This is a genomic window from Bacillus sp. AR13-1 (assembly GCF_008042285.1).
GTDB classification, from domain to species: Bacteria; Bacillota; Bacilli; order Bacillales; family Bacillaceae_G; genus Bacillus_A; species Bacillus_A mycoides.
The window spans coordinates 33607-55280 of record NZ_QNUA01000057.1; the positions used below are offsets into that span (position 1 = coordinate 33607).

Sequence of the window (21674 nt, forward strand, 5' to 3'; positions counted from 1 at the left end):
GAGAAAAACAAATGATAAAAGATATGCAACCATTTTTACAACAAGCTTGGGAAAAGGCTGGTTTTAAAGAATTTACTGAAATTCAAAAACAAGCGATTCCAACTATTTTAGAAGGACAAGACGTTATTGCTGAATCTCCAACTGGAACAGGAAAAACATTAGCGTACTTATTACCACTTTTACATAAAATTAATCCTGAAGTTAAACAACCTCAAGTTGTAATTTTAGCGCCAACTCGTGAACTTGTTATGCAAATTCATGAAGAGGTTCAAAAGTTTACAGCAGGAACGGATATTTCAGGTGCGTCTTTAATTGGTGGTGCGGATATTAAGCGCCAAGTTGAAAAATTAAAGAAACATCCGAGAGTTATTGTCGGTTCACCAGGACGTATTTTAGAGTTGATTCGCATGAAAAAATTAAAGATGCATGAAGTGAAAACGATTGTATTTGATGAGTTTGATCAAATTGTAAAACAAAAGATGATGGGTGCTGTACTTGATGTAATTAAATCAACGATGCGCGATCGTCAATTAGTATTCTGCTCGGCGACAATAACAAAAGCTGCAGAAGATGCGGCACGTGATTTGACAGTTGAACCACAATTAGTACGTGTAACACGTTCAGAGGCACAGAGCCTAGTTGAACATACGTATATCGTTTGTGAGCGTCGTGAAAAAAATGATTATATTAGAAGAGTTATGCATATGGGAAATGTAAAAGCAGTTGCCTTCTTAAATGATCCATTCCGTTTAGATGAAATTACTCAAAAACTGAAGTTCCGTAAAATGAAAGCAGCAGCACTTCATGCAGAGGCAAGCAAACAAGAGCGTGAAGTAACGATGCGCGCGTTCCGTAGCGGGAAATTAGAAATATTACTTGCTACTGATATTGCAGCACGTGGATTAGATATCGATGATTTAACACACGTAATCCACTTAGAGTTACCAGACACAGTAGACCAATATATTCACCGCTCAGGACGTACTGGACGTATGGGCAAAGAAGGAACAGTTGTTTCTCTTGTAACAGAACAAGAAGAGCGTAAATTACTTCAATTTGCGAAAAAATTAGGTATCGTGTTTACGAAACAAGAAATGTTCAAAGGAACATTTGTAGAATCGAAACCACCAGCACCAAAGAAAAAGAAACCAGCTTTTACTGGTAAGAAAAAGCCTAGATAAATAATGAGAAAGACGTAACTATGCCTACTGGTAAATTGTTTAACTTTGCTGATAGTGAAGGGAATTACTTTGCAGTAATGGGAAAAAATAAATAATTATATAGTTATGTGAAAATCCCCCTCGTAAATAATGAGGGGGATTAAATATTTGAAGTCAATTTTTTATTAACGAGTTGTTCTATAAAAAATGTTCCTTTTTCAATTGCAGTCTCAATATAACCAACGATTTGATCAAATGAAAACACTTGTAAGTTTTCGTGCAAGTGTTGCTCAGGATATAGCATATCTTCAAAAATATATTGCCGAAAAGCTAAAACATTCTTTCTAGAAATCTCCTCTATATTCACAATGTTAGCCTCTTGATTAAGTAGGGCGAAGAGCTGCTGTTCTTTATCGTAATGATGCAACAATTGTGCGTTCAATAATTTAAAATCGTTATAGTACATAGGTGCGATAGTTTCGTCGTTTTCTATTCTGTTTTTAAGCCAAGGTAGAAAAAAGCCGCTTAGCCAATTATCATCGGCAATGAGGTGGGTATAATAACCTAAAATATAAGGGGAATCCAGATGATCTTCGTATTTATGAATAAATGAATCATAATCTATTCTTCTCGTATAGTTCTTCGTTGTACCAGCGTAAAAATGTGAAGTTCCTTTTTCTTTTTTTGAATGAACAGCATCAGGAGCTACACCACCAAGTAAGAAAGAAGTTTTATCTTGAATAGATAGTTTCTCTGCAATACCGCTCGCGATAATGATATGCATAATTCGTGATCCCATGAATAACACCTCTATTTCATGTATTCATTTTAGGGAGCTGTCTGAACGTGGAGTATTACTTTCCCTGTACTTTGTCTACTTTCGATCCATTCATGTGCTTTCCCTGCATCTTGAAGAGGAAAAGATTTCGTAGCTTTAATTTGTAAACTTCCATCGCGTAAATAACGGAAAACTTGATTCGCAGTTTCTTGAAGCAATTCAGGACGTTTTTTCCGTGTAGTGCCAAAGCTGAAACCGAGTATAGAACGGCAACTTGCGTGTAAATCTTTCGTTTGAAAACTACCAACTTCTCCGCTAGCATTGCCGAAATGGACGAGACGACCGTAATAAGCAAGGCATTCTAAACTTCTTTCGGACACAGTACCAGAAATAGAATCTAAAACAATATTAACGCCTTCTCCGTTTGTAAGCTGATCTACCCTCTCTACAAAATCTTCATCTTGATGACAAATAACATAATCAGCGCCAGCATCTAAAGCAATTTTTCTTTTTGCTTCACTTCCAACAGTACCGATTACTTTTTTAGCCCCTAATAATTTTGCGAGTTGAATCGCGGTAGTACCAATTCCTCCAGCAGCGGCATGAATTAGAACAGATTCACCTTGCTGAAGTCTTGCAACATTTGCAAGTAAATTGTAGCTTGTAAAAGATACGATAGGGCAGGCAGCTGCAGCTTGAAAATCGACTTCATCAGGTAAAACGAAAGTAAGATTTTCGTTTGCGACAACGTATTCTGCGTAAGATCCGTTTTGAGGGAAAGCGATGACACGTTGTCCAGAATGAATATTTTTCACTTGAGAACCTACGTGTTCTACAATACCAGCTACATCTATACCTGGAATAAAAGGTAATGCTTTGTTTCCTTTTTTGCCATAGCGTGATTTAATATCGGCGAAATTAACACTAGTAGCAACAACACGAATTAAAACTTGATTGTCTGAAATAGCCGGCATCTCCACATCTGTATATTTCATCACTTCAGGACCACCGAACGAAGTTACAACGATAGCTTTCATATACATCCTCCTAAATTTGAATATATATTTTATTTTAAATCTTTATTAGAAATTGGAAAATTATATAATTGTTATGCAGGGTTATAAGTGAAGCTTATGAAGTCATTGCATCATTATATTAATTTATTTGAAAAAACTTTGAAAGAAATCGAACGAAATATCGTTTTCTTGCCAATATATAGTGTAGGACAAAGGAGGGATGGTACATGAAGGGGGAAACAGTGTATTCAGATTTAATCCAATTAACTTTATCAGGCAATAAAGAAGCATATAGCGAATTGTATGATAAAACGATTCAAGAAATATATAAGACAGCACATTTTTTAATAGAAGACAAAGCAGATGTAGATGATGTCGTTCAAGAAATATACATACAGCTATATGAATCGCTTCGTAAATATGATAGCGAGAAGCCATTTAGACCTTGGCTAATTGGACTTGCGATTAAACAAATTCATTCTTATAGAAGAAAGAGGTGGATGCGACTACGAATTGTAATAAAAGCAGAAGAGCAAAGAAAACCAGTACAAATTGATTTTTCTAGCGATGTTGTAAGTAAAATATCAAACCAAAAATTAATTGAACTCATTCATAAATTACCGTATAAATTGAAACAAGTTATTATCTTAAGATACTTACATGATTACTCACAAGAAGAAGTAGCACAAATATTACATATTCCAATCGGTACAGTGAAGTCTAGAATTCATGCGGCATTAAAGAAACTACGCCAAAAAGAACAAGTAGAAGAAATCTTTTTAGGAGAGGTAGGGAATGTGAAATGAGCTTAGATTGTAGAGTTAGAGAATCTATACAAGAAGAAGCGAAGGGGATTATTGCCCCGCCGGAGTTAAAAGAAAAAGTAATCGTTCAAATTAAAATGAAGCGCGGTGGAAGTAAAAGGAAGAAGCGCCTTATCGCAGGAGTGCTTGCAGCCGCATTTTTAATTCCGACAACTGGTTTTGCTTATCAATCTATTATGGCAGATGGTATATACGGGTCGTTTGAAAATTTAAAGAAGCATGCCGGAGCTATAACATTAGAAGGATACATGCGTTTTAATGCAAAGTTATCACAAGCGAAAGATGAAATGGGTGCAAAAGAATATAAAGAGTTTACAAAAGAACTAAAGAAATTAACGAATGCAAAGCTTGAGTATGGGGATTCGAATGGTAATATTGATTATGATCAATTATCACCAGCTAAAAAAGAGGAATTGAAAAAGGTAGAAATGGAGCTTCAGCCGTATTTTGATAAATTAAATGGCCATAAATCTAGTAAAGAAGTATTAACTTCAGAAGAGTATGAACAATATATGGAAGCGTTAATGTCATATCAAACCGTATTAGTAAAAGCGAAATCGAGCGGTGGGATAACAGTAGAAGAAGTACCTGAAGCGTATAAAGAAAGATTTATTAAAGCAGAACAGTTTATGGAGTATGTAGATGAAAAGGTGAGCTTTTCTTATTGAAACGTAAATATATTAACCACCTATTCCTTTTGCTAGCAATAAGAAATATACAAATATTAGTATGACTCCATTTAATGTCGTACCAACTATTTTAAATAGCCAATTCTTTGATGCGATCGCAAAAATAATACCGAGTAATGAAAGAATACTTAGAAGCACAATAATTAATGTTAAATTTGCATTAGGTCCTCTTAAAACAAAGAAAGAACATATACTTGTGATAAACGTTAGAAACGAGAAAGTCCCTAATTTATACATAATAAATCTCCCTTGGTTGAAATGTATTTTGACTTAGCGCACGATTTCCTTTAGTTTAACATAAATTTCCTATTACCAATTAAATATATGAACAATAAAAAACGAGTATAAAATCTATGCGATTTCATACTCGTTTTGTTATTACTTAAATTTCCTTACCGCATGTATTGCGCTTATAAATAAACCACCATAACCAACGACATTTAAAAATTGAACATTAGGTTCTTTTGCATACAAGTCAGGGGCAGAATTACCTTGACTTGCTTAATAAAGTGAAAGTGAGAAATCACTTAGTTATATTCCTTACTATTCTCCTTGTCTTTTTGTATAAAACAATCTAAAAGCGAGTAACCAGCTATTAAACTAATAATGGTAACGAAAGTTGTATTCACAAGAATAATATTAGTTAAATAAGGTAGGTATTCACCAACTGGTGAAAAGAGTAATGCAGGGGAAAAGGAAATGAATAGTGTAGGCACTGTAATAGCAATAAATTTATCCGGTTGAAAGCTCCAGTTTTGTTTATTCATTGAATGATTAATAGATTGAAGGAATCGTAATAAAATGCCAACTATAAGAGGGAAGAGTGTAAAGTAGAATAATCTTGGATAAACGTTAAAATTCACTTGCGCGTCTGTATCTAAATAAAATTGAATTTTTACTCCGACAAATAATAATAAGACGATAAATAATGTGAAGCAGAGGTGTAGCATCACTTTTTGCATTGTATTCCACCATCCTTTACTCAAAATATATTCAAAAAAAGAAGAGATATACAATAACTGCTGTTTGTATATCTCTTCTTTTACTGTTAGTTAATAGTGGAATTTGATTTCTCTTGCTTCGTGAAATAATCAATAATGCCCATTGCACTAATTTCTATATCTAGATGTAAAATGTTATAAACGGAATGATTTGATGGAACGTTTAACTTTGTAAGATGAGAAGAGATTTTATCCATTAATAAAGTTTGTAAAGCTTTAGTCGCTTCATCGAAATCATTATACTTTTCAAAGACTTCTTTACCAGTACCAACGAAAATAGGTAACCAATGTTCAAGTTGGTTATATACTTCTGTAACATTGGATGATGCGCCGTAATGACCGAAATAAATAGTATCTACATTCATACTTTGAATATGATTTTTAGAAGCAATCATCTCATCTGGCTGGAATTGTGAAGGAGACGTTGATGGTAGATATAGTTCTACATCAAGGTCTGCGAGTTCTCTATAATAAATTCCTATTGTATCGCCAGTAAAAATGCCGTTTGTTAATGAATCGTGAATGCTAATATGGTGCTTCGCATGTCCCGGTGTATCATAAAATGTGAGTGTACGGTCTTCTGCAATTTTTAATGTATCACCATTTTGTACAATATGAACACGTTCTTCTTCAATTGGAAGAATTGGATCAAAAAGTTTATCAAAATCTTCTTTGTACACAGCTTTTGCACCAAGAATTAGTTTTGTTGGATCAATCATATGACGAGCCCCGCGCGGATGCACAAATAGAGTAGCATTTGGGCACTTTTCCATCATTAACCCTGCTGCGCCTGCGTGATCTAAATGAACATGTGTAACGATAATGTTTTTTACATCATTTAAATTAATATGTAATTGCTGTAAGCCGTCTAAAATATAGGGAAGAGAAGGGGCCGCACAAGTTTCAATTAAAGTAATATCGTCACCTAATAAAACGTATGTACCGGTGCGTTCATCATGTTGTAAGTCATAATCATCAATAAGATATAGATGAGAAGATAGTTGTTCTACTTTTTTCATACTTACCACTCCTTATATACGGTATGTATCTATTATACGCTAAAAATAGAAAAAGACAGAAAACGAAAGCTCGTCTTCTGCCCTTTTGTAATGTAGTTATTTTGTTTGTTCTTTATTGATAGACATAACGAACAGTCCAACAATGCCGCCAACGATCGGAAGCATAATTTCTCCTGCTAAATTAAAGTAGGAGCTTAAAAATAAACCATTTACATCGATTACCCAGCCAATAACATACAATAACATCATATATAGTACGAAATAAAACTCGCGATTTGAAATCGTTTCATGTTGTGCAGTTTTCATAATGAACACCATCCTTTTCTATTATAATGGAAATATAAACTGTCACATTTTGTTCACAAATTAATTGTAAAACTTTCCATCATAAAAGTCTAGTATATTGTGTCGAATTTTCGAACGGAAATAAAGCGCTATCATTTCGGTATGTGAGTACGTAATAAGAGCTGTATATTCACGAATGTAGTATAGTATAAACATAGAATGATAGTGAAGAGAGGGGTATGAACAATGACAGTTTATGATTTTTCAGCTAAAACAATAACAGGAGAAGAAAAATCGTTAAAAGATTACGAAGGAAAAGCACTTCTTATTGTAAATGTAGCTAGTAAATGTGGATTTACACCACAATATAAAGGGTTACAGGAAGTATATGATAAATATAAAGACCAAGGACTAGAAATACTCGGTTTTCCTTGTAATCAATTTGGAGGACAAGAACCGGGAACGGAAGCTGATATTACTAGTTTTTGTGAATTAAACTACGGTGTAAACTTCCCGATGTTTGCAAAGGTTGATGTAAAAGGTGACAAGGCTCATCCACTTTATACATACATGACAGAACAAGCACCAGGTTTACTCGGTATGAAAGCAGTGAAATGGAACTTTACTAAGTTTCTAATTGGAAAAGACGGGAAAATAGTAGGCCGTTTTGCACCACAGACGAAGCCGATGGATTTAGAGGTTGAGATTGAGAAGGTGCTTGGGGAATAATTAGGAGTTTCACTTTATTAAAAAACGCCTCAAAGAACAATGTAGTTCTTTGAGGTGTTTTCTTTAAACTCACATTATCAAGATTAAATCACTCTATCGTAGTCGTTTGATTTAGGCAGAGAAGCTGCTTTTTTCATAAGCACTTCCCATAAGTGTACGGATGTCTTCCATGCGGCTGCGGCCTGTTCCTTTTGATACATAGCGTTCTCATAACTGAAAGTAAGTTGTTGCATATCGGCCGAATTGTAAAGTGTATCGATGTGGAGAGCGTATTCTCGGAATGTTTGACTTTCACCCCGTGGTATGCCGATTCTCGCAAATTGTTTTAAAAGTGCACCGTAAGCTTTTTGATAAACAGCATCATCTTTTCGGTATTTATAGAAAAGAATAATAAAAAATGTAATCCATTTCATTCTAGTGGTGAAGAGAATGTATCCGATGATACTAATCGGTATCGTAGAGAGGAATACGTACCACCAAGAAAAATCATTTTTGGAATTTGTAATCTTTTTAGTAGAGGCTTCTTCTGTATTTTCTATTAAACTTTTGAGCTTTGCTTCATTGTTCCGTTGGTGTATTGGCTCGTTATTAGAATTATTTACTTCGTTATTTTGTGAAGTAGAAGCAGGAGTATTATTTGTAAAATTATAGGGATTGGTAAATCCTTTTGTTGGTTCGAATGGAATCCATCCGTATCCTGGGAAATATACTTCGACCCAAGAGTGTGCGTTATTGTTCGCGATTGTATAAACATTCTCACCTTCTGCAGAGGCAAGTGTATTCTCCAGAGTTCCTTCTGTAAATCCTTTTACCCAGCGAGCAGGAATCCCAGCAGAACGAAGTAACACGATCATAGATGTCGAAAAATTATTGCAGTAACCGCTTTTTGTATCGAAAAGGAATTGATCTACATAGTCTTGGTTTTTGGCAGGGTATAAGACATTCATTGTTTCGTATACAAAAGAATTGTCTGTAAAGTAATTTTCAATAGCTAATACTTTATCATATCGGTTGTCTTTATCATTTGTAAGATTGACAGCCAAGTCTTTTACTCGCTGCGGTAATGATTCGGGAAGTTGTGTGTACTTTGTCATGAAATAAGGACTTGTTTCATGACCTTCATTCGTTTTTACAGATTTCAAATTTTCTATGGAAAACTCCGGAACCTCATATGTTACTTTATACGAATTTAAAGTAGTAGAAGAGTCTCCGTGCATCGTATAGATTTTTTCTGAAAATGGGTCAACGCTGTATGATACATCAGAAGAAGCCTCAACTGATACTAATCCTGCTGGATAGGTAAGGTGAGGATAACTTTTTTGCATGGTGATTGTTGCCTCAGTTATCTCCGTTTTTGTATTTGGTTCGTACCAGCTCACGACGTCGTTTTTATTTTTAAAAGAAACTTTTTTTCGATTTTCAGAAACATCCCAACCTTTTCCTGTATAAAAATCTTTTGTTTCTACTCTCCAATATTGTTTGTTTTGCGTTTGTGCTGTAAAAATAATTGTATTATCCGGCTTAAAAGGACCGCCTAATTGCGAGTCATCTAGACCATATCCAATTTTAGAAACTGCTTGTTCTTTACTTGCTTCAGATGTGTTGAATTTCAAAAAATCCATTGGGTTTGGCCATTGAGGGCCAAATTTTGGAGCACAGTATGCGATGGTTGCTGACAATACAATAAATATTGTAAGAGGTCTAAGTAATTTTGAGATTGCTCTAGCATAATTTTGTAAGTGTTCCATCTTTTTTATTCGTTCTATTTGAAGAAGACTAAGTATAAAAAAGCCGATGACAACAGTACGAATAATAGCGTAGTTTGCATTGTATAAATGTAAGTTATGAAAAGTTGTGATATAAATAATAGTCAATGCAAGAAATAACAACCCACGTTTTTTATGAATAACCCAAAAAGAGCTGAAAGAACTCAAAAACCAAAATGATAGAAAAAATAATAATGTTGGAAAAACTGGAGAAATATCTAGCAAATCCCCCTGGAAAAACAGAGAGGAATTTCGAGAAATATCAGCAAAAAATTTTGTTAGCCAAGATGGATTTATAAAAGCATTTTTATAATACAGGAAATGAATGATGAATAAGATCGTGACGATCTTTATTGGAATCTGCCACCTTGTTTGAAAAAAAGAGAGAGTGAAGCAAATTCCTATAAATATTACAAAAATATCTAATCTACCTACGTTTGTAATACCTATAAGGGGTCTTAGCCATTCTAGTAAAAGTAAAAATGCGCATGCATGCATGAAAAATCTGCTCATATCCCATTTGTATTTTGTTTGTAATGTTATCATTTGCTCACCTCAAAAAACGCGTTTGTATACCGGTTCCCATAAACCACATTTACAAATATTTTTCGTTTTTGTAGAGTTTCTAGAATACTTAGTTCTCGATGGGAGAGTTGATTTGCTTTTTCTTTCACGACAAACACCATTAATTTTCTGTTTTTTATAGCAGCAAAATTAGCCGCCTTTTGAATATCGGGAGAAAGATCGCTTGTCACGAGTATAATTGTTACGGGCTCATAAATTTTTCTTAATTCCATTTCTACACTTCGAGAGAGCGGGAATATACTGTCTGCTTGCACTTTCGCTAAATGACAAAAGATTTGTTGCAACTGAGTATCTCCATTGTTTAAAGGGAAAATAGTTTGTTCTTTTCCGACAGACACGAATGACGCTGGTGAATTTTGCTTCAAGACAGCCCTCACAATAGAGGCAGTAAACGTTACGACTGATTCGAATAGAGGGGACTCAGTTCTGTCCATGAATATCATGATATTATGGCTGCGCTGTTGTTCAAACTCTTTCGTCATAATATTGTTTGTTCGGGCAGTTGCTTTCCAGTCAATCCATGAAAAGCGGTCACCAGGTTTATAGTCTCTGACACCGACAGAGATTGTAGAGTCTTTTGCTAAATTTATATTTGCTGAAAGCGCTCCTTGTTCGAAATGATTTTCCAATTGTCGATATGTTATATCTACGTACTGGGGATAGATTAAAAATGTATCTGGAACTGAAAAAGTTACTTCTTTCTCCATCATACCGAATAGATCACCAGTTTTGACACGTACACTTGAAAAAGTGTGCTCTCCTCTAGGGATTGTGTCAATAACATATTGAAACGAAATATTCCTTTTGAATCCTGGAAAGAGTATTACCTTATTCACCTTCGTTTGTCTACAATTTGTAAATTGTGATGGCAGTTCATCTTCTATAATTAAATAAAGTAAGGGAAAAGGAAATCTTCTTTTTATTGTAATAGTGCTTAAAAATTGTTCTCCTGCTGCATATTCATTTTGGTTTGTTATTCGTTTTACTTCAGCGTCTCGTAAAGCGTAGAAGGGAAGTAGTAGTGAATAAAGGCCAATAGGAATCGTACTGTAAAACAAAAACCAACTTACAAATCCTCCTTGAAGCATAGCGTATACAAATGTTAAGAATAGGCATAGAGGTATTAGCAATAACTTCGTAACGTGATATAGTGCTCGTAGTAGTCGTTTCATCAAAGGTTTTTCGTCCTTTGAGTCGGCACGGTAGTTCGTGCAACGATTTTGGCGATAACTTGTTCTCCTGTTATTCCTTCAAATTTTGCTTCCATTTTTAGAATCAGTCTGTGAGCTAAAACGTAAGGCGCTAAAAATTTAACATCGTCTGGAATAACATAATTTCTGCCATGGATGAATGCATAAGCTTGTGAAGCTTTCATTAAAGCGATTGAGCCGCGTGGACTTGCACCTAGCTGTATAGAACTATAAGAACGAGTCTGACTAACAAGCTTTACAATGTAATGCTTGATTGCTTTGTCCATGCTTACTTCCCGTACGCTTTGTTGTAAATAAAGTAATTCTTTTATTGTAGTAATAGCTTGTAAATGAGAGAGTGGATTTGTTTTTTCCATCCGGTTTAAAATTTCAAATTCTTCTTCTGGTGTAGGATATCCCATTCTTAGCTTCAACAAGAAACGATCGAGCTGAGCTTCTGGTAAAGGATATGTTCCCTCATATTCGACCGGATTTTGTGTAGCCATTACAAAGAAAGGTTTTGGTAACGATCTTGTAATGCCATCTATTGTGATAGTGCCTTCTTCCATACTTTCAAGTAAGGCAGATTGTGTCTTTGGAGATGTACGATTAATTTCATCAGCAAGTACAAAATTCCCCATAATCGGTCCAGGCTTGAACTCAAATTGGAGTTCTTTTGGATTATAAATAGAAACACCTGTTACATCTGACGGCAGTAAATCAGGTGTGAATTGAATACGCTTGTAATCGGCATCAATGGATTTAGAAAGAGCACGTACTAGCATTGTTTTCCCAACGCCAGGAACATCTTCTAATAGTACATGACCTTCAGCTAAGAGAGCTGTCAAAGCTAAGATCGTTTCTTTTCGTTTTCCGACCATTAATTTTTCAATATTGGTGATTATTTTTTCTACTATGGGATGTAATGAATCAAGCTGGGGCATCGTAATCCTCCTAATTTTATTATCGCTTCTAATTCATTTTTATGTTAAAGAAAAGGAGTTCCTTCATTTTAATGCAGTATAATAGTAATCTAAGAGGTAAGTAGGAATGGTTTATATAAGTTCATATTGAGAACTTATATAAATAGGAAAAACTTAAATGTTAAAAAATCATGGTGATATACTCTACAATTTCTATGCCCTCAAAGGAAATCTCACTCTGAATTAAAAGAATATTCAGATTATTAATCAGATTACATCTAGTATAATTGTTTCCGTAACTAAGAGCAATAAAGTAAATAATGATTTGTAGTTTTGTGTAAAGTATGTCTTGATATAAAATAGGAGCGTTGAAAAAAATAAATTCCTTACATACAATTTATAATCTTTTTCTTATAGCATTTTTGAAATAATATCAAAACTTTTTTTATATTTATAAAGAAAAACGTAGGAATGTCTCCTGCGTTTTTTCTTTTGCAAAATAGGTGTAGCCTCTAATTCCTATTCTCCTAATAATCACGGGTGATCCTAAAACTTCACAACCGAACAAAGAAACCTTTGTTTCCGAATAATTTCTCTCAAACTTATTTTCTACTGAATTTTTGACAATCTCTTGAACTGTGCGAAATGTCACATCTGTATTTTCCCCCCCCTTATAGTAAGGGTATGTAAGAGAGACGTATTAAAGGAGTGAACATTTGATTAGAAGTTTTACTTTATGAGAGGACTTGTTTTTTAGTGGGATTAAAGAAGAGAGGCAGGATGTAGTTCTTCTTCTGAAATCTCTTAAAAGAGGAAGACCTCTCGTAAATGTTGTTTAATCATTTTTTCTTTCATAAATACAACTCCTTAATGCAATCTAACATATTCCTTCAATAAATTAGATTATATCAAGCTACTCAGTGAAAAGGCGGGGGAAGCGTGAATATTTTTCACACAATGAAAAAGCAGGACATGAGCATTTATACTCATGTCCTGCACTTTATTTATGCTCTTGAAATTGCACGCGGAAATAAAATATTATTTTCTAAATGAATATGCTCAAATAAATCAGATTCAATGGCTTCAAGGCGCTGGTAAACAAGGCGATAAGTGCCGCAAGCTCCTTCTGGTGGAGTAAAGTCATTTGTCACCTTACGAAGTTCTTTAATAATATTGCCAGCGTGGTTATGTTCATTCTCCAACTCATCTACTACTTTACGTAACTTTGCATAGTTTTCATCAGTTGGATTTTGCTCGAATTCTAAAATTAATGGGAAATCTTCCGTTTCTTCTTTAATTAAATGTTGTTCTAATTCAATTTTAAGTTCATGAAATAGTTTATGAATTTGAGCTAAATGATGCTGACTTACCCCATGAACGCGTAATACTTTCGTCACATATGGACTTAACTGTGGCAATTCTTCATTTAAATAGCGATGATGCTTATTTACAACATAATCAATCAATTCTTGATAAGAAGCATTTTTCCAATCAATTTCAGATTCGTTTAATAGTTTCGTATTATTATAAAGCGTATTTAACTCTGTGATTACCTCTGTTACTGATAAATTTCTTTCATTAATTGCATCAATAAGTGGTCTACTACCACCACAACAAAAGTCTATTCTATATGATTTAAAAAGATCACTAGCTTTCGGGAATTGTGTTACAATCTCACCGATAATTGAAGTTTCAGTAAATGTATGCTTCATATGAATGCCTCCATAAAATTTAAATGTAATATCTAAATCAAGAATAGCGATAAATTAAAATCAATGTGGTGATTTAAATCACTTATTATTTGTCATTTTTGAGAATAATAAAATGAGTTTTATAAAAGGGAGAGGGAGGGTAATTCGTCGCAATAGTTTCTGATAATAAAAAAAGAAGCTTACTAGAAGCTTCTTTTTTACTACTATTTTTCACATGCAACTCCATCGCCATCACGATCAAGTTTAGAGCTATAACCTGGTTGATCTCTATATAATGGAGCTTTTCCAGCATTTTTAACTTCAGTACAATTTTTGTAAGTTACATTACTATTGTTACTTGCAGCTGGTTGTGTTTGAGCTTGCTGTGCTTTTTGCTGATCCTCTTGTTGTTTGCGAGCTTGTTCATCAGCTTGGCGTTTTTGCTCTTCTTGTTGTTTGCGAGCTTGTTCATCAGCCTGGCGTTTTCTTGTTGTTTACGAGCCTGTTCCTCGGCGTGTCCTTTCCTGTTCATCAGCTAGACGTTTTTGCTCTTCTTGTTGTTTACGAGCCTGTTCATCAGCTAGACGTTTTTGCTCTTCTTGTTGTTTACGAGCTTGTTCATCAGCTAGACGCTTTTCATCTTCTTGCTTAAGAGCTTGTTCTTCCGCTTCTTTCTTTTCTAATTCTTTTTTCTTCTCGCTCTCTTTTTGTTCTGCATTGTTAGAAGCAACTTTTTTACTAGTGGCTGCCGTCTTTTCAGAAGAAGGAGCTGAAATACTTGATAATGCAACAAAAATGACAAATAAAATAGCAGTGATAATAAATTGTTTTTTTGCTACACCTGTCTTTTTAATTACGGATAAGATTGCTAGAACAAGGAAAAAAATAAATAAAATTAAACTTAAAGTAGCAAAAAAATCGATGACTGGGTGTTCAGATTTTGTAGTGCCCATTCCTATTAAGAGAATTGAAATCATAAAAAGAATAACAGTAGGACGACCATATTGTTTTGTTTTTCCAGTTTTCTTAAAGAATGAAATAATACATAGTATTAAAAGAATAAAAGCAATAAAAAATAAAGCTGCACCAATATTACTCAAAATCGCCATTTTTATACCTCCATTTGTAAGATTTTCACTATTGATTATATAGGAACTTATTGGATATTACACGATTTATATAAATTTAGAAAATTAGTATTTTTAATAGACTTATAAACATTTATTTTATATATAAGGAAAAATAGATATATTTCCTATTACATTTTTAAGTAGAATTCATAAAGTATAATATATCGATTAAAAGGAGGGGGGGTTTAAATGGAATTTCAATTATTGGTAACTTGTATATTACAAGAAGGTAATGCTTTCTTTTTAGTAACGAAAGTAGACGATGTTATTACGTTAAAAGTACCGATTACTGCGGGAGTAGCAGGTTTATTCTTAGCTTTAGGTGTACCAAGATGTTCTTAATTTAGCTTTTGATAGTAAAAGGATGAGGGACAAGCCTTCCCCTTTTACTATTACATAATTTTTTTATGTAAACTAAATAAGACTTTTTAAGTTTTTTAATATTATTTTTGCCATAGCACGTTTAAAACGGACATGCATATACTATAATGTTTCATTGGCCTTTGATGATGAACGATAGTTTTAAAAAGTGTATCGAAAGTAGAAGTGATATTCTTTTCAATAATGAAAATAGAAGAGGTGCTAGTATATATGAAAAGACGAACGTATGATATTCCAGTCGTATTACGAAGAGAATGGTTTTTAATAGAATTAGCGCATTTAACAAAAAAATATGGGATTGAAATAGCAACTAGTAAAATAGAAGATGCACCATTTCTAAGAGATCAAGTTACAGAATTCAAAATAGGAGCGGGTTTGCAATACGATAAATATGATGATGAGTACATCATCGAGTTTTAAACAAAGAAGCTGCGTATAAAAGGTTATTAAAGAGACCTTTTATACGCAGTTTTTTTGTAAAGAGAAAGTTTTATTGAGAAATATTCAAAACGCTTATTGTAAAAAGGAATGAAGAAATGTTGAGAGAATAACGTTTGATAAGAAAGGAATGCGGCTATTAATTTCTTATTATATTGTAACGTAAAAGTAATTGATTAAATGGGATTTAAAACAATTGGTGTTCAACGGAATGGCAGCGTTTTCTTTCAGGAGAAAAAGGGGGATGTTAATGGGAATTATGAAAAGGAGTATCGCATTATTTATTGTACTTTGTTTTATGAGTCCGCTGGTTTTTAGTGCAAATGTACACGCGGAGGTTGTAACAGAACTTAAGACTGGCTTTCCAGATCAAGAAGTATTTACTCCTGGAGAATGGTTTTTAGGTCAGAAACCTGCTAATTATGATGAGAATAAAACACCAATTCTCTTTGTACAAGGAAGAAATGGTAATGCGGATAGTTGGTATGGAAAGACAGTATATCATGAGATGAATGATATGTACGATTATGCTTTGAAAGCAGGCTATCAAACTGTATTTATTCAATTATATGATGCCGCGGGCAAAGGATCAGCTAGCCAATGGGACAATGGAAAATTGTTAGCACAAAAGCTTGAAGAGATTTATAATCATTTTGGCAAAAAAGTAAATATTGTAGCTCACAGTAAAGGTGGTATTGATACACAAGCTGCGTTAGTTGGATATGGAGCGAATCGATTTGTTGGAAATGTTATTACTCTTGCCACTCCACATTACGGATCCAATTTAGCGGATTTATCATATAGTTGGTGGGCAGGATGGCTTGCCTCTATATTAGGTCAAAAAGATGATGGGACATATTCATTGCAAATAGGTGAAATGGCAAAGTTTCGTTCTACAATAGATAATAATCCTGCAGCTAAATTAAACCGTTACTATACGGCTACTGGGACAAGCTGGGGACCTGTTTTTTCAGCACTATCTATGGGCGGGTTGTATTTGTCATCATACGGTTCTAATGATGGATTGGTGAACGAATGGAGTGCTAAGTTACCATATGGAACACATTTATTTACAGATTCACGATTTGATCATGATAATATACGAAAAGGTTCAGCCGTTTTCGCACGAATTGAACCATATTTACGGACAGTAAATGTGCCAGTACCAGCTTTATTAGCCCCGAGTAATAGTTCAGAGGATAAGGTAGAACAATTAAACACAACTTCTAATCAAGCTATTTTAGGAGGAGAGTTGTCACAAAATGAGTGGGTAGGACAAACTGTCGCAGTTGATAAAAAAGCAGAAGGGGTAGTTTCTATTTTAACAGCTTCTTCAGATGTAGAAATACAACTAATATCTCCAAAAGGAAAAGTTTATACAAATAAAGATAGTGCTGTATCTACTGGTGAAGGTGAATCTCTCTTTAAAGGAGCCACTATAAGAACATTTAAATTTGATAAAATGGAAGCAGGAGAATGGCAAGTTAAAATGATGGCGAAGCAGCCGAAAGATGCATATTTAATCGTGACCGATTACAAAAAAGATGCTCAGTTCGTCCTTCAAATGCCGGCAAAGGTTAAAGTAAATAAAGCAGAGTATAAACTCAAAAAATCACCTGTAGCTCCAGAAATGAAAGGCGATCTTTCAGTAACAGTACGAGTAATTAATAAAGATGGAAAATTAGTTTCTGAATCAAATGAATCGAAAAATATTAATACAACTACATTTACAGGTGCTTTGAAAAATATAGAACAGCCAGGTGTATATAACGTTACAATTGATATGAAAGGAATGAATAAGGAAGGACAACCTTATAATCGTACGATAGTTAAATCGGTTTATGTGGAGAAGTAGGAAAGAATGAATCGATTTTAATAAAAAAAGTGCCGAATTCTTGTGGAAGAAGGATTTCGGCACTTTTTCATGTTTATTAGATGAATAGAAAAGTGAAATAGGAGTTTATGTTCTATAAGAGGACGATAGGAATCAAAAAAACGTTATGCAATAAAAAAGATGCTGAATTAGCATCTGAATGTGAGGGAATAGTATTAACTTAGTTTTGTAACTGTTAATTCAACTGAATTTATACCATTATCACAAGTTACAATACTTTGATGATTGAAACCACTATTATTTCTAAGTTGAAGAGTTGAATTAGCAGGCACCGTAACAATAGTTTCGCCAACTAGTTGAAGGCATTCGTTATTTGATGAAGTATTCATTTGAAAAGCGAAATCACCTTGACTATTAGCAAGTGGATTATTATTTAAAAATATAGTGATGACTGGAATATGGGGAAATACAGGATTTAACGTAGTGTTAATACTTGAAATGAAAGAAATTCTATAATCACCAGCTTTACTAAATTGTATAGTAGTCGGATTTAATAAGGAAACTCCTCCTGCCAAAGGGCCAACGTGATTAAACGGAAAAGAACCGCCAAAAGGAACAGTTATAAACTCAGTTTGCCAAAAAGTGCCGTAAGCAGGCTTAGATGATTTATGTGAATGGTCGCATGAACATTTTTTATACGAACTGGAAGATTGATGACACGAACATTTTTTATATGAACTAGAAGAAGAGTGGCATGAAGATCTTTTATATGAACTTGAAGAATGATAGTATGAACCCAATATATTACCTCCTATTATTAATAAATGTATAACACATAGTAGTTTATGCAATCGAAAAGCAATTGGCGTGTATACTTGTCCATATATAAGGTAATAGATTTGGGATAAAAAGCTGGCATAATATAAAGTGCTCTAATGAGGAAATATAGTTTTCAAAAAAATGGAGTTAGAATATTCTATGTAATGAATTTTGGAGAAGAAAAAGGATGAATATTTAGCAGATAACTCTATCCAAGGTTTTAAAATGTTGAAGTATTTAAACTTTAAGATAGTATATCGCCAAAGTAAAGAAGAGAAGTATTTAAAGGACAGCATTTTAGTGAAACAGAGAAATGGATAAAGCGATGATTAAGTTTTTAACTTAGTCGTCGCTTTTTATTTATGTAGTTGTGCAGGAAGAAGGCAAAAAATATCGAATAAATGTAATTATACAGAATTGTTTGTATTTATTTCGAATAGTAGTTAAAGATACGTTAGTTATATTTCAAACAGTAAGAAAAGAGAGATTAAATAATAGAGGGAGCAACTTACATGGAAAATATATTAAAGGTATCCTCAAAATCAAGTCCGAATTCAGTGGCAGGTGCAATAGCGGGCGTACTAAGAGCAAGTGGCAAAGTAGAAATCCAAGTGATTGGAGCTGGTTCTTTAAATCAAGCGATTAAAGCAATTGCGATTGCAAGAGGTTTTGTAGCTCCAAGTGGCATTGACTTGGTTCTTGTTCCAGCGTTTCAAGAGGTTACTATCGATAATCAAGAAAGAACAGCAATCAAATTAATTGTAGGTCCTAGAAGGAGAAGGTCTTAATAGCGAGCATTAATATAAGGGGATTTGAAAAGGTCAATAAACTCCAAAAAGTTAGACACGTTATTTCATTTGACAGTTTCTTGGGCGTGGATACAGTATTGTACCGGATTTATGACTTTTAATTCCTCTTTATATTTAGCGGGTTTTTCTAGAAACTTAAAAATGCCAAATCCTTTGTGACATAAGGGATTTGGCATTTTTGAGGTTTTTATGTTTTTTAAAATCAACAATTCTAAAACTGCTCATTCTTCTCCCAAGATTCAACGAGATAGTATGGAAAACCTTATTATATCAGGGTTTCTAAGTGGTGATTTTCCTGGATGCTCACATTTTGCTCACATTAAGTATTTTCATTTTTTATCAGGTGTTTTCATTAGATTTTATTATACTCTCGAAGTTTTCTGCTGCTTGTTGCTGCATGTTCTGTGTGATGTGACTATACTTGTCTAAAGTCATTTGAATAGAGGAATGCCCTAAGCGATCTTGTACGATTTTAGGGTGTTCTCCAGCCTGAAGCATGAGTGTAGCGTGAGTATGTCGTAAGTCGTGTATACGAATTCGAGGAACACCAGCTTTTTTATAGTGATCATTCAAAAAGCGATGAGGAGCATCTATATGTAAGGGTGAATGTATCGTATTGTCGGTGAAAATAAAGGCTTCTTCATTCAAGTGTATACCCCAGCGGAAAAATTCTTTCTTTTTATAAGAGTAGTAGGATTGTAACTTCCCTATAACAAAAGAAGAGATACTAACGCTTCTATTTGAAGATTTAGTTTTTGTAGCAGCTTTAAATAGTCCTTTTTCTGTTTTTACAAGTGATTTATTAACCAGGATACGTTTATTATCAAAGTCAATATCTTTCCATGTTAGTGCAAGTAATTCTCCACGTCTCATACCTGTATAGATTGCAAGTAAGAAGAACATATGGTACTTAATATTTTTTTCTTTTAGATACTGGAGGAATCGATTACATTCTTCGCTCGACCATGTTTTCATCTCACCTTGCTCTTCACGTGGTTTTTTTACTTTATTCATTATATTATCATGTATGATTTCCCATTCTACAGCATGTTTGAAAATGCATCTTAGGGAGCGATGGATATTGCTGATTGTACCATTTGATAGTCCTTTTTCCTTAAGTTCAGCATAGTAGCTTTGAAATTTGGAATCAGACTGTTATTTAATAGTATAGAAATGGTAGGCGAATAAGGAAATGAAAGGGCTACAGTCAAGTTAATCGAGGAAATGAAAGAAATTCGATAATCCCCAGCTTGGGTGATATTAATTGTGGTTGGATTTAACAGAGAAATTCCCCCACCATAGGGTCAGCCTGATTAAAAGAAAAAGGGGATTCGAAAGGGACTGTAATGATTTCTGTTTGCTAAAAAGTTCCATAAGCTACTGATAGTGATCCAGAGGGTCCAGTTGGTCCAGTCGGTAGTGTGAATGGTGGAACGGGTGGTAAAGTAGGTCCAACTAAATTAGGGTTTATTGAAGTAGAAGATAAAAACTCGTCCATTATATTTTCACCTCTGAAAAGTTCAGTTCTTATTACTAATAGTAAATGTAGGGGTAGAACAAAATGAAATGGACAAGCGCTTGTATTTTATAAATTAAACAAAATAGTTATTGTATAGATAAAAATAAACAGAACCCGCTAGTTATAACGGGTTCTGTGTACAAGGAATACAAGGAATACAAGGAATACAAGGTAACTGGTCCAGAGAAACCTGTGTATTCCATGGATTGGTAATAATGTATTCAAAGTAATAAAAAAGAGCGCTGATTGAGAGCACTCTTTATGCCTAATCATAATGAAAATGACGAGCGCGCATTATATAGAAAGGTAGTATTTATAGTATGTAAAAGTATGAAATTGGTGAATGGGTTCAAATAAAATCGTTATTTTAATTAAAAGAGCAGCTAGCAAAAGCTAACTGCTTGTTAAAAAAGAATCCACTCTAGGTTATTTACTGCCAGAGTTTCAAGAAATAAATGATTAAATTAATTTAATTTTTCAATTACAATCGAAGCATTTATATTTGTTTGTGTTCCACCTGCCAAAGTCTGCAAAGTAACTGCAGCAGCGGAAGTATGATTATTAAGGGTAATAATATCACCTGCAGCTAAAGCGAGGATTGTTTGGCCGTTGTTTGGTTGAGTTCCTGCACCTGATCCATAAACTGCGTTGGTAACCGGAGCGCCATTTAAAAAAAGTGTGAATTGATTAGGCTCAACTCCTGATACAGAAAAAGAAATTTTATAATCTCCTGCATTAAGAACCATTAATTGAGAAGTTCCCAGCGTATGAGTAAAACCAGATGTCATTCTACCATGTGAATTAAAAAGAATAGGTGCTTCTAAGGCAACAACTTGAGCTGATGTATTGAAAACATAAGCATAATGAGATAACCCAGATACTGTAAGTCCGGTAGGCCCAGTAGCTCCAGCAGTTCCTGGAAATCCGGTAGGTCCGGTAGGTCCAGTAGGTCCTGGAGGTCCACCAGAAGGTCCGGTTGCTCCTGTTATTCCGGTAGGTCCAGTAGGCCCCGGAGGTCCACCAGAAGGCCCGGTTGCTCCGGTTATGCCGGTAGGCCCAGTAGGCCCCGGAGGTCCACCAGTTCCTGG

The 21674-nt window shown here is 34.3% G+C and carries 21 protein-coding genes and 4 pseudogenes; 10 read left to right on the top strand and 15 right to left on the bottom strand.

Annotated elements, in window-relative coordinates:
* Positions 1-11 precede the first annotated feature (11 nt).
* Positions 12-1181, top strand: a complete 1170-nt coding sequence (locus tag DN408_RS29485) for a DEAD/DEAH box helicase (RefSeq protein ID WP_002012513.1) — start codon at positions 12-14, stop codon at positions 1179-1181.
* Positions 1182-1195: 14 nt separating this feature from the next.
* Positions 1196-1276: pseudogene (locus DN408_RS29490) on the top strand (VOC family protein); the annotation flags it as partial.
* A 44-nt stretch (positions 1277-1320) separates the two neighbouring features.
* Here the strand turns inward: DN408_RS29490 and DN408_RS29495 are convergent.
* A complete protein-coding gene (locus DN408_RS29495; protein WP_002135913.1) occupies positions 1321-1959 on the bottom strand; it encodes a zinc dependent phospholipase C family protein in 639 nt (212 codons plus the stop codon).
* A 29-nt stretch (positions 1960-1988) separates the two neighbouring features.
* On the bottom strand, positions 1989-2975 hold the full coding sequence (locus DN408_RS29500) for a quinone oxidoreductase family protein (RefSeq protein WP_078178739.1): 987 nt from the start codon (positions 2973-2975) through the stop codon (positions 1989-1991).
* Between the two features lie 206 nt (positions 2976-3181).
* Here DN408_RS29500 and DN408_RS29505 point away from each other — a divergent pair, with 206 nt between their 5' ends.
* Together DN408_RS29505 and DN408_RS29510 are read left to right on the top strand one after the other, a co-directional pair.
* On the top strand, positions 3182-3760 hold the full coding sequence (locus DN408_RS29505) for a sigma-70 family RNA polymerase sigma factor (protein WP_078178740.1): 579 nt from the start codon (positions 3182-3184) through the stop codon (positions 3758-3760).
* The gene (locus DN408_RS29510) at positions 3757-4446 is read left to right on the top strand and encodes a DUF3600 domain-containing protein (RefSeq protein ID WP_078178741.1); all 690 of its coding nucleotides are present in this window, start codon (positions 3757-3759) and stop codon (positions 4444-4446) included. The genes DN408_RS29505 and DN408_RS29510 overlap by 4 nt, the downstream gene beginning before the upstream one ends.
* A gap of 12 nt (positions 4447-4458) precedes the next feature.
* Here the strand turns inward: DN408_RS29510 and DN408_RS29515 are convergent, their stop codons facing one another.
* From DN408_RS29515 to DN408_RS29535, 4 genes are all read right to left on the bottom strand, one after another.
* On the bottom strand, positions 4459-4704 hold the full coding sequence (locus tag DN408_RS29515; RefSeq protein WP_078178742.1) for a hypothetical protein: 246 nt from the start codon (positions 4702-4704) through the stop codon (positions 4459-4461).
* Between the two features lie 290 nt (positions 4705-4994).
* Complete coding sequence (locus tag DN408_RS29525; protein ID WP_078178744.1) at positions 4995-5429, bottom strand: hypothetical protein; 435 nt, start codon at positions 5427-5429, stop codon at positions 4995-4997.
* An 86-nt stretch (positions 5430-5515) separates the two neighbouring features.
* Positions 5516-6487, bottom strand: a complete 972-nt coding sequence (locus DN408_RS29530; RefSeq protein ID WP_078178745.1) for an MBL fold metallo-hydrolase — start codon at positions 6485-6487, stop codon at positions 5516-5518.
* Positions 6488-6583: 96 nt separating this feature from the next.
* Positions 6584-6793 (bottom strand): DUF3925 family protein, encoded by a 210-nt coding sequence (locus tag DN408_RS29535; protein WP_002127081.1) that lies wholly within the window; start codon positions 6791-6793, stop codon positions 6584-6586.
* Positions 6794-7018: 225 nt separating this feature from the next.
* On the opposite strand from DN408_RS29535, the gene bsaA reads away from it, so the two are divergent.
* Positions 7019-7501, top strand: a complete 483-nt coding sequence (bsaA, locus tag DN408_RS29540; RefSeq protein WP_078178746.1) for a glutathione peroxidase — start codon at positions 7019-7021, stop codon at positions 7499-7501.
* An 83-nt stretch (positions 7502-7584) separates the two neighbouring features.
* On the opposite strand, the gene DN408_RS29545 is transcribed toward bsaA, so the two are convergent.
* From DN408_RS29545 to DN408_RS29570, 5 genes and pseudogenes are all read right to left on the bottom strand, one after another.
* On the bottom strand, positions 7585-9813 hold the full coding sequence (locus DN408_RS29545) for a transglutaminase TgpA family protein (RefSeq protein WP_050001449.1): 2229 nt from the start codon (positions 9811-9813) through the stop codon (positions 7585-7587).
* Complete coding sequence (locus DN408_RS29550) at positions 9810-11024, bottom strand: DUF58 domain-containing protein (protein ID WP_078178747.1); 1215 nt, start codon at positions 11022-11024, stop codon at positions 9810-9812. Before DN408_RS29550 ends, DN408_RS29545 begins: the two co-directional genes overlap by 4 nt.
* Complete coding sequence (locus tag DN408_RS29555) at positions 11024-11986, bottom strand: AAA family ATPase (RefSeq protein ID WP_033733892.1); 963 nt, start codon at positions 11984-11986, stop codon at positions 11024-11026. The genes DN408_RS29550 and DN408_RS29555 overlap by 1 nt, the downstream gene beginning before the upstream one ends.
* A gap of 983 nt (positions 11987-12969) precedes the next feature.
* The gene (gene ric, locus DN408_RS29565) at positions 12970-13677 is read right to left on the bottom strand and encodes an iron-sulfur cluster repair di-iron protein (protein WP_078178748.1); all 708 of its coding nucleotides are present in this window, start codon (positions 13675-13677) and stop codon (positions 12970-12972) included.
* Between the two features lie 203 nt (positions 13678-13880).
* Positions 13881-14765, bottom strand: a pseudogene (locus tag DN408_RS29570) (excalibur calcium-binding domain-containing protein).
* 210 nt (positions 14766-14975) lie between these two features.
* Here DN408_RS29570 and exsG point away from each other — a divergent pair.
* The 3 genes from exsG to DN408_RS29585 all read left to right on the top strand — a co-directional run bounded on the left by exsG (position 14976) and on the right by DN408_RS29585 (position 17460).
* Complete coding sequence (exsG, locus tag DN408_RS29575) at positions 14976-15128, top strand: exosporium protein ExsG (protein WP_000395678.1); 153 nt, start codon at positions 14976-14978, stop codon at positions 15126-15128.
* 249 nt (positions 15129-15377) lie between these two features.
* Positions 15378-15587, top strand: coding sequence for a hypothetical protein (locus tag DN408_RS29580; RefSeq protein WP_002085943.1), 210 nt, complete (start codon positions 15378-15380; stop codon positions 15585-15587).
* A 262-nt stretch (positions 15588-15849) separates the two neighbouring features.
* Entirely contained in the window at positions 15850-17460 is a 1611-nt protein-coding gene (locus DN408_RS29585) for a lipase family alpha/beta hydrolase (RefSeq protein ID WP_002127122.1), read from the top strand.
* 194 nt (positions 17461-17654) lie between these two features.
* Here the strand turns inward: DN408_RS29585 and DN408_RS29590 are convergent, their stop codons facing one another.
* A complete protein-coding gene (locus tag DN408_RS29590; protein ID WP_002127124.1) occupies positions 17655-18239 on the bottom strand; it encodes a hypothetical protein in 585 nt (194 codons plus the stop codon).
* A 190-nt stretch (positions 18240-18429) separates the two neighbouring features.
* Here DN408_RS29590 and DN408_RS31695 point away from each other — a divergent pair, with 190 nt between their 5' ends.
* A complete protein-coding gene (locus DN408_RS31695; protein ID WP_002012544.1) occupies positions 18430-18579 on the top strand; it encodes a hypothetical protein in 150 nt (49 codons plus the stop codon).
* 191 nt (positions 18580-18770) lie between these two features.
* Positions 18771-19046: a stage V sporulation protein S gene (locus DN408_RS29595; RefSeq protein WP_002035358.1), complete on the top strand. Its 276-nt coding sequence runs from the start codon at positions 18771-18773 to the stop codon at positions 19044-19046.
* Between the two features lie 360 nt (positions 19047-19406).
* Here the strand turns inward: DN408_RS29595 and DN408_RS29600 are convergent.
* The 3 genes and pseudogenes from DN408_RS29600 to DN408_RS29610 all read right to left on the bottom strand — a co-directional run.
* Positions 19407-20204 (bottom strand): annotated as a pseudogene (locus tag DN408_RS29600) (tyrosine-type recombinase/integrase); the annotation flags it as partial.
* Positions 20195-20565, bottom strand: a pseudogene (locus tag DN408_RS32360) (exosporium leader peptide-containing protein); the annotation flags it as partial. The pseudogenes DN408_RS29600 and DN408_RS32360, both read right to left, overlap by 10 nt.
* 485 nt (positions 20566-21050) lie before the next feature.
* On the bottom strand, positions 21051-21674 hold a 624-nt coding region (locus DN408_RS29610; protein WP_472926209.1), incomplete at its 5' end, for a BclA C-terminal domain-containing protein.

Bases quoted from the DNA above. Each gene is read 5' to 3' on its own strand.
- DN408_RS29505 (WP_078178740.1), top strand. From the start codon at position 3,182: ATGAAGGGGGAAACAGTGTATTCAGATTTAATCCAATTAACTTTATCA.
- DN408_RS29530 (WP_078178745.1), bottom strand. From the start codon at position 6,487: ATGAAAAAAGTAGAACAACTATCTTCTCATCTATATCTTATTGATGAT.
- DN408_RS29515 (WP_078178742.1), bottom strand. From the start codon at position 4,704: ATGTATAAATTAGGGACTTTCTCGTTTCTAACGTTTATCACAAGTATA.
- DN408_RS29500 (WP_078178739.1), bottom strand. From the start codon at position 2,975: ATGAAAGCTATCGTTGTAACTTCGTTCGGTGGTCCTGAAGTGATGAAA.
- exsG (WP_000395678.1), top strand. From the start codon at position 14,976: ATGGAATTTCAATTATTGGTAACTTGTATATTACAAGAAGGTAATGCT.
- DN408_RS29550 (WP_078178747.1), bottom strand. From the start codon at position 11,024: ATGAAACGACTACTACGAGCACTATATCACGTTACGAAGTTATTGCTA.
- DN408_RS29580 (WP_002085943.1), top strand. From the start codon at position 15,378: ATGAAAAGACGAACGTATGATATTCCAGTCGTATTACGAAGAGAATGG.
- DN408_RS29495 (WP_002135913.1), bottom strand. From the start codon at position 1,959: ATGGGATCACGAATTATGCATATCATTATCGCGAGCGGTATTGCAGAG.
- DN408_RS29545 (WP_050001449.1), bottom strand. From the start codon at position 9,813: ATGATAACATTACAAACAAAATACAAATGGGATATGAGCAGATTTTTC.
- DN408_RS29510 (WP_078178741.1), top strand. From the start codon at position 3,757: ATGAGCTTAGATTGTAGAGTTAGAGAATCTATACAAGAAGAAGCGAAG.
- DN408_RS29485 (WP_002012513.1), top strand. From the start codon at position 12: ATGATAAAAGATATGCAACCATTTTTACAACAAGCTTGGGAAAAGGCT.
- DN408_RS29535 (WP_002127081.1), bottom strand. From the start codon at position 6,793: ATGAAAACTGCACAACATGAAACGATTTCAAATCGCGAGTTTTATTTC.
- DN408_RS29585 (WP_002127122.1), top strand. From the start codon at position 15,850: ATGTTAATGGGAATTATGAAAAGGAGTATCGCATTATTTATTGTACTT.
- DN408_RS29595 (WP_002035358.1), top strand. From the start codon at position 18,771: ATGGAAAATATATTAAAGGTATCCTCAAAATCAAGTCCGAATTCAGTG.
- bsaA (WP_078178746.1), top strand. From the start codon at position 7,019: ATGACAGTTTATGATTTTTCAGCTAAAACAATAACAGGAGAAGAAAAA.
- ric (WP_078178748.1), bottom strand. From the start codon at position 13,677: ATGAAGCATACATTTACTGAAACTTCAATTATCGGTGAGATTGTAACA.
- DN408_RS29525 (WP_078178744.1), bottom strand. From the start codon at position 5,429: ATGCAAAAAGTGATGCTACACCTCTGCTTCACATTATTTATCGTCTTA.
- DN408_RS29555 (WP_033733892.1), bottom strand. From the start codon at position 11,986: ATGCCCCAGCTTGATTCATTACATCCCATAGTAGAAAAAATAATCACC.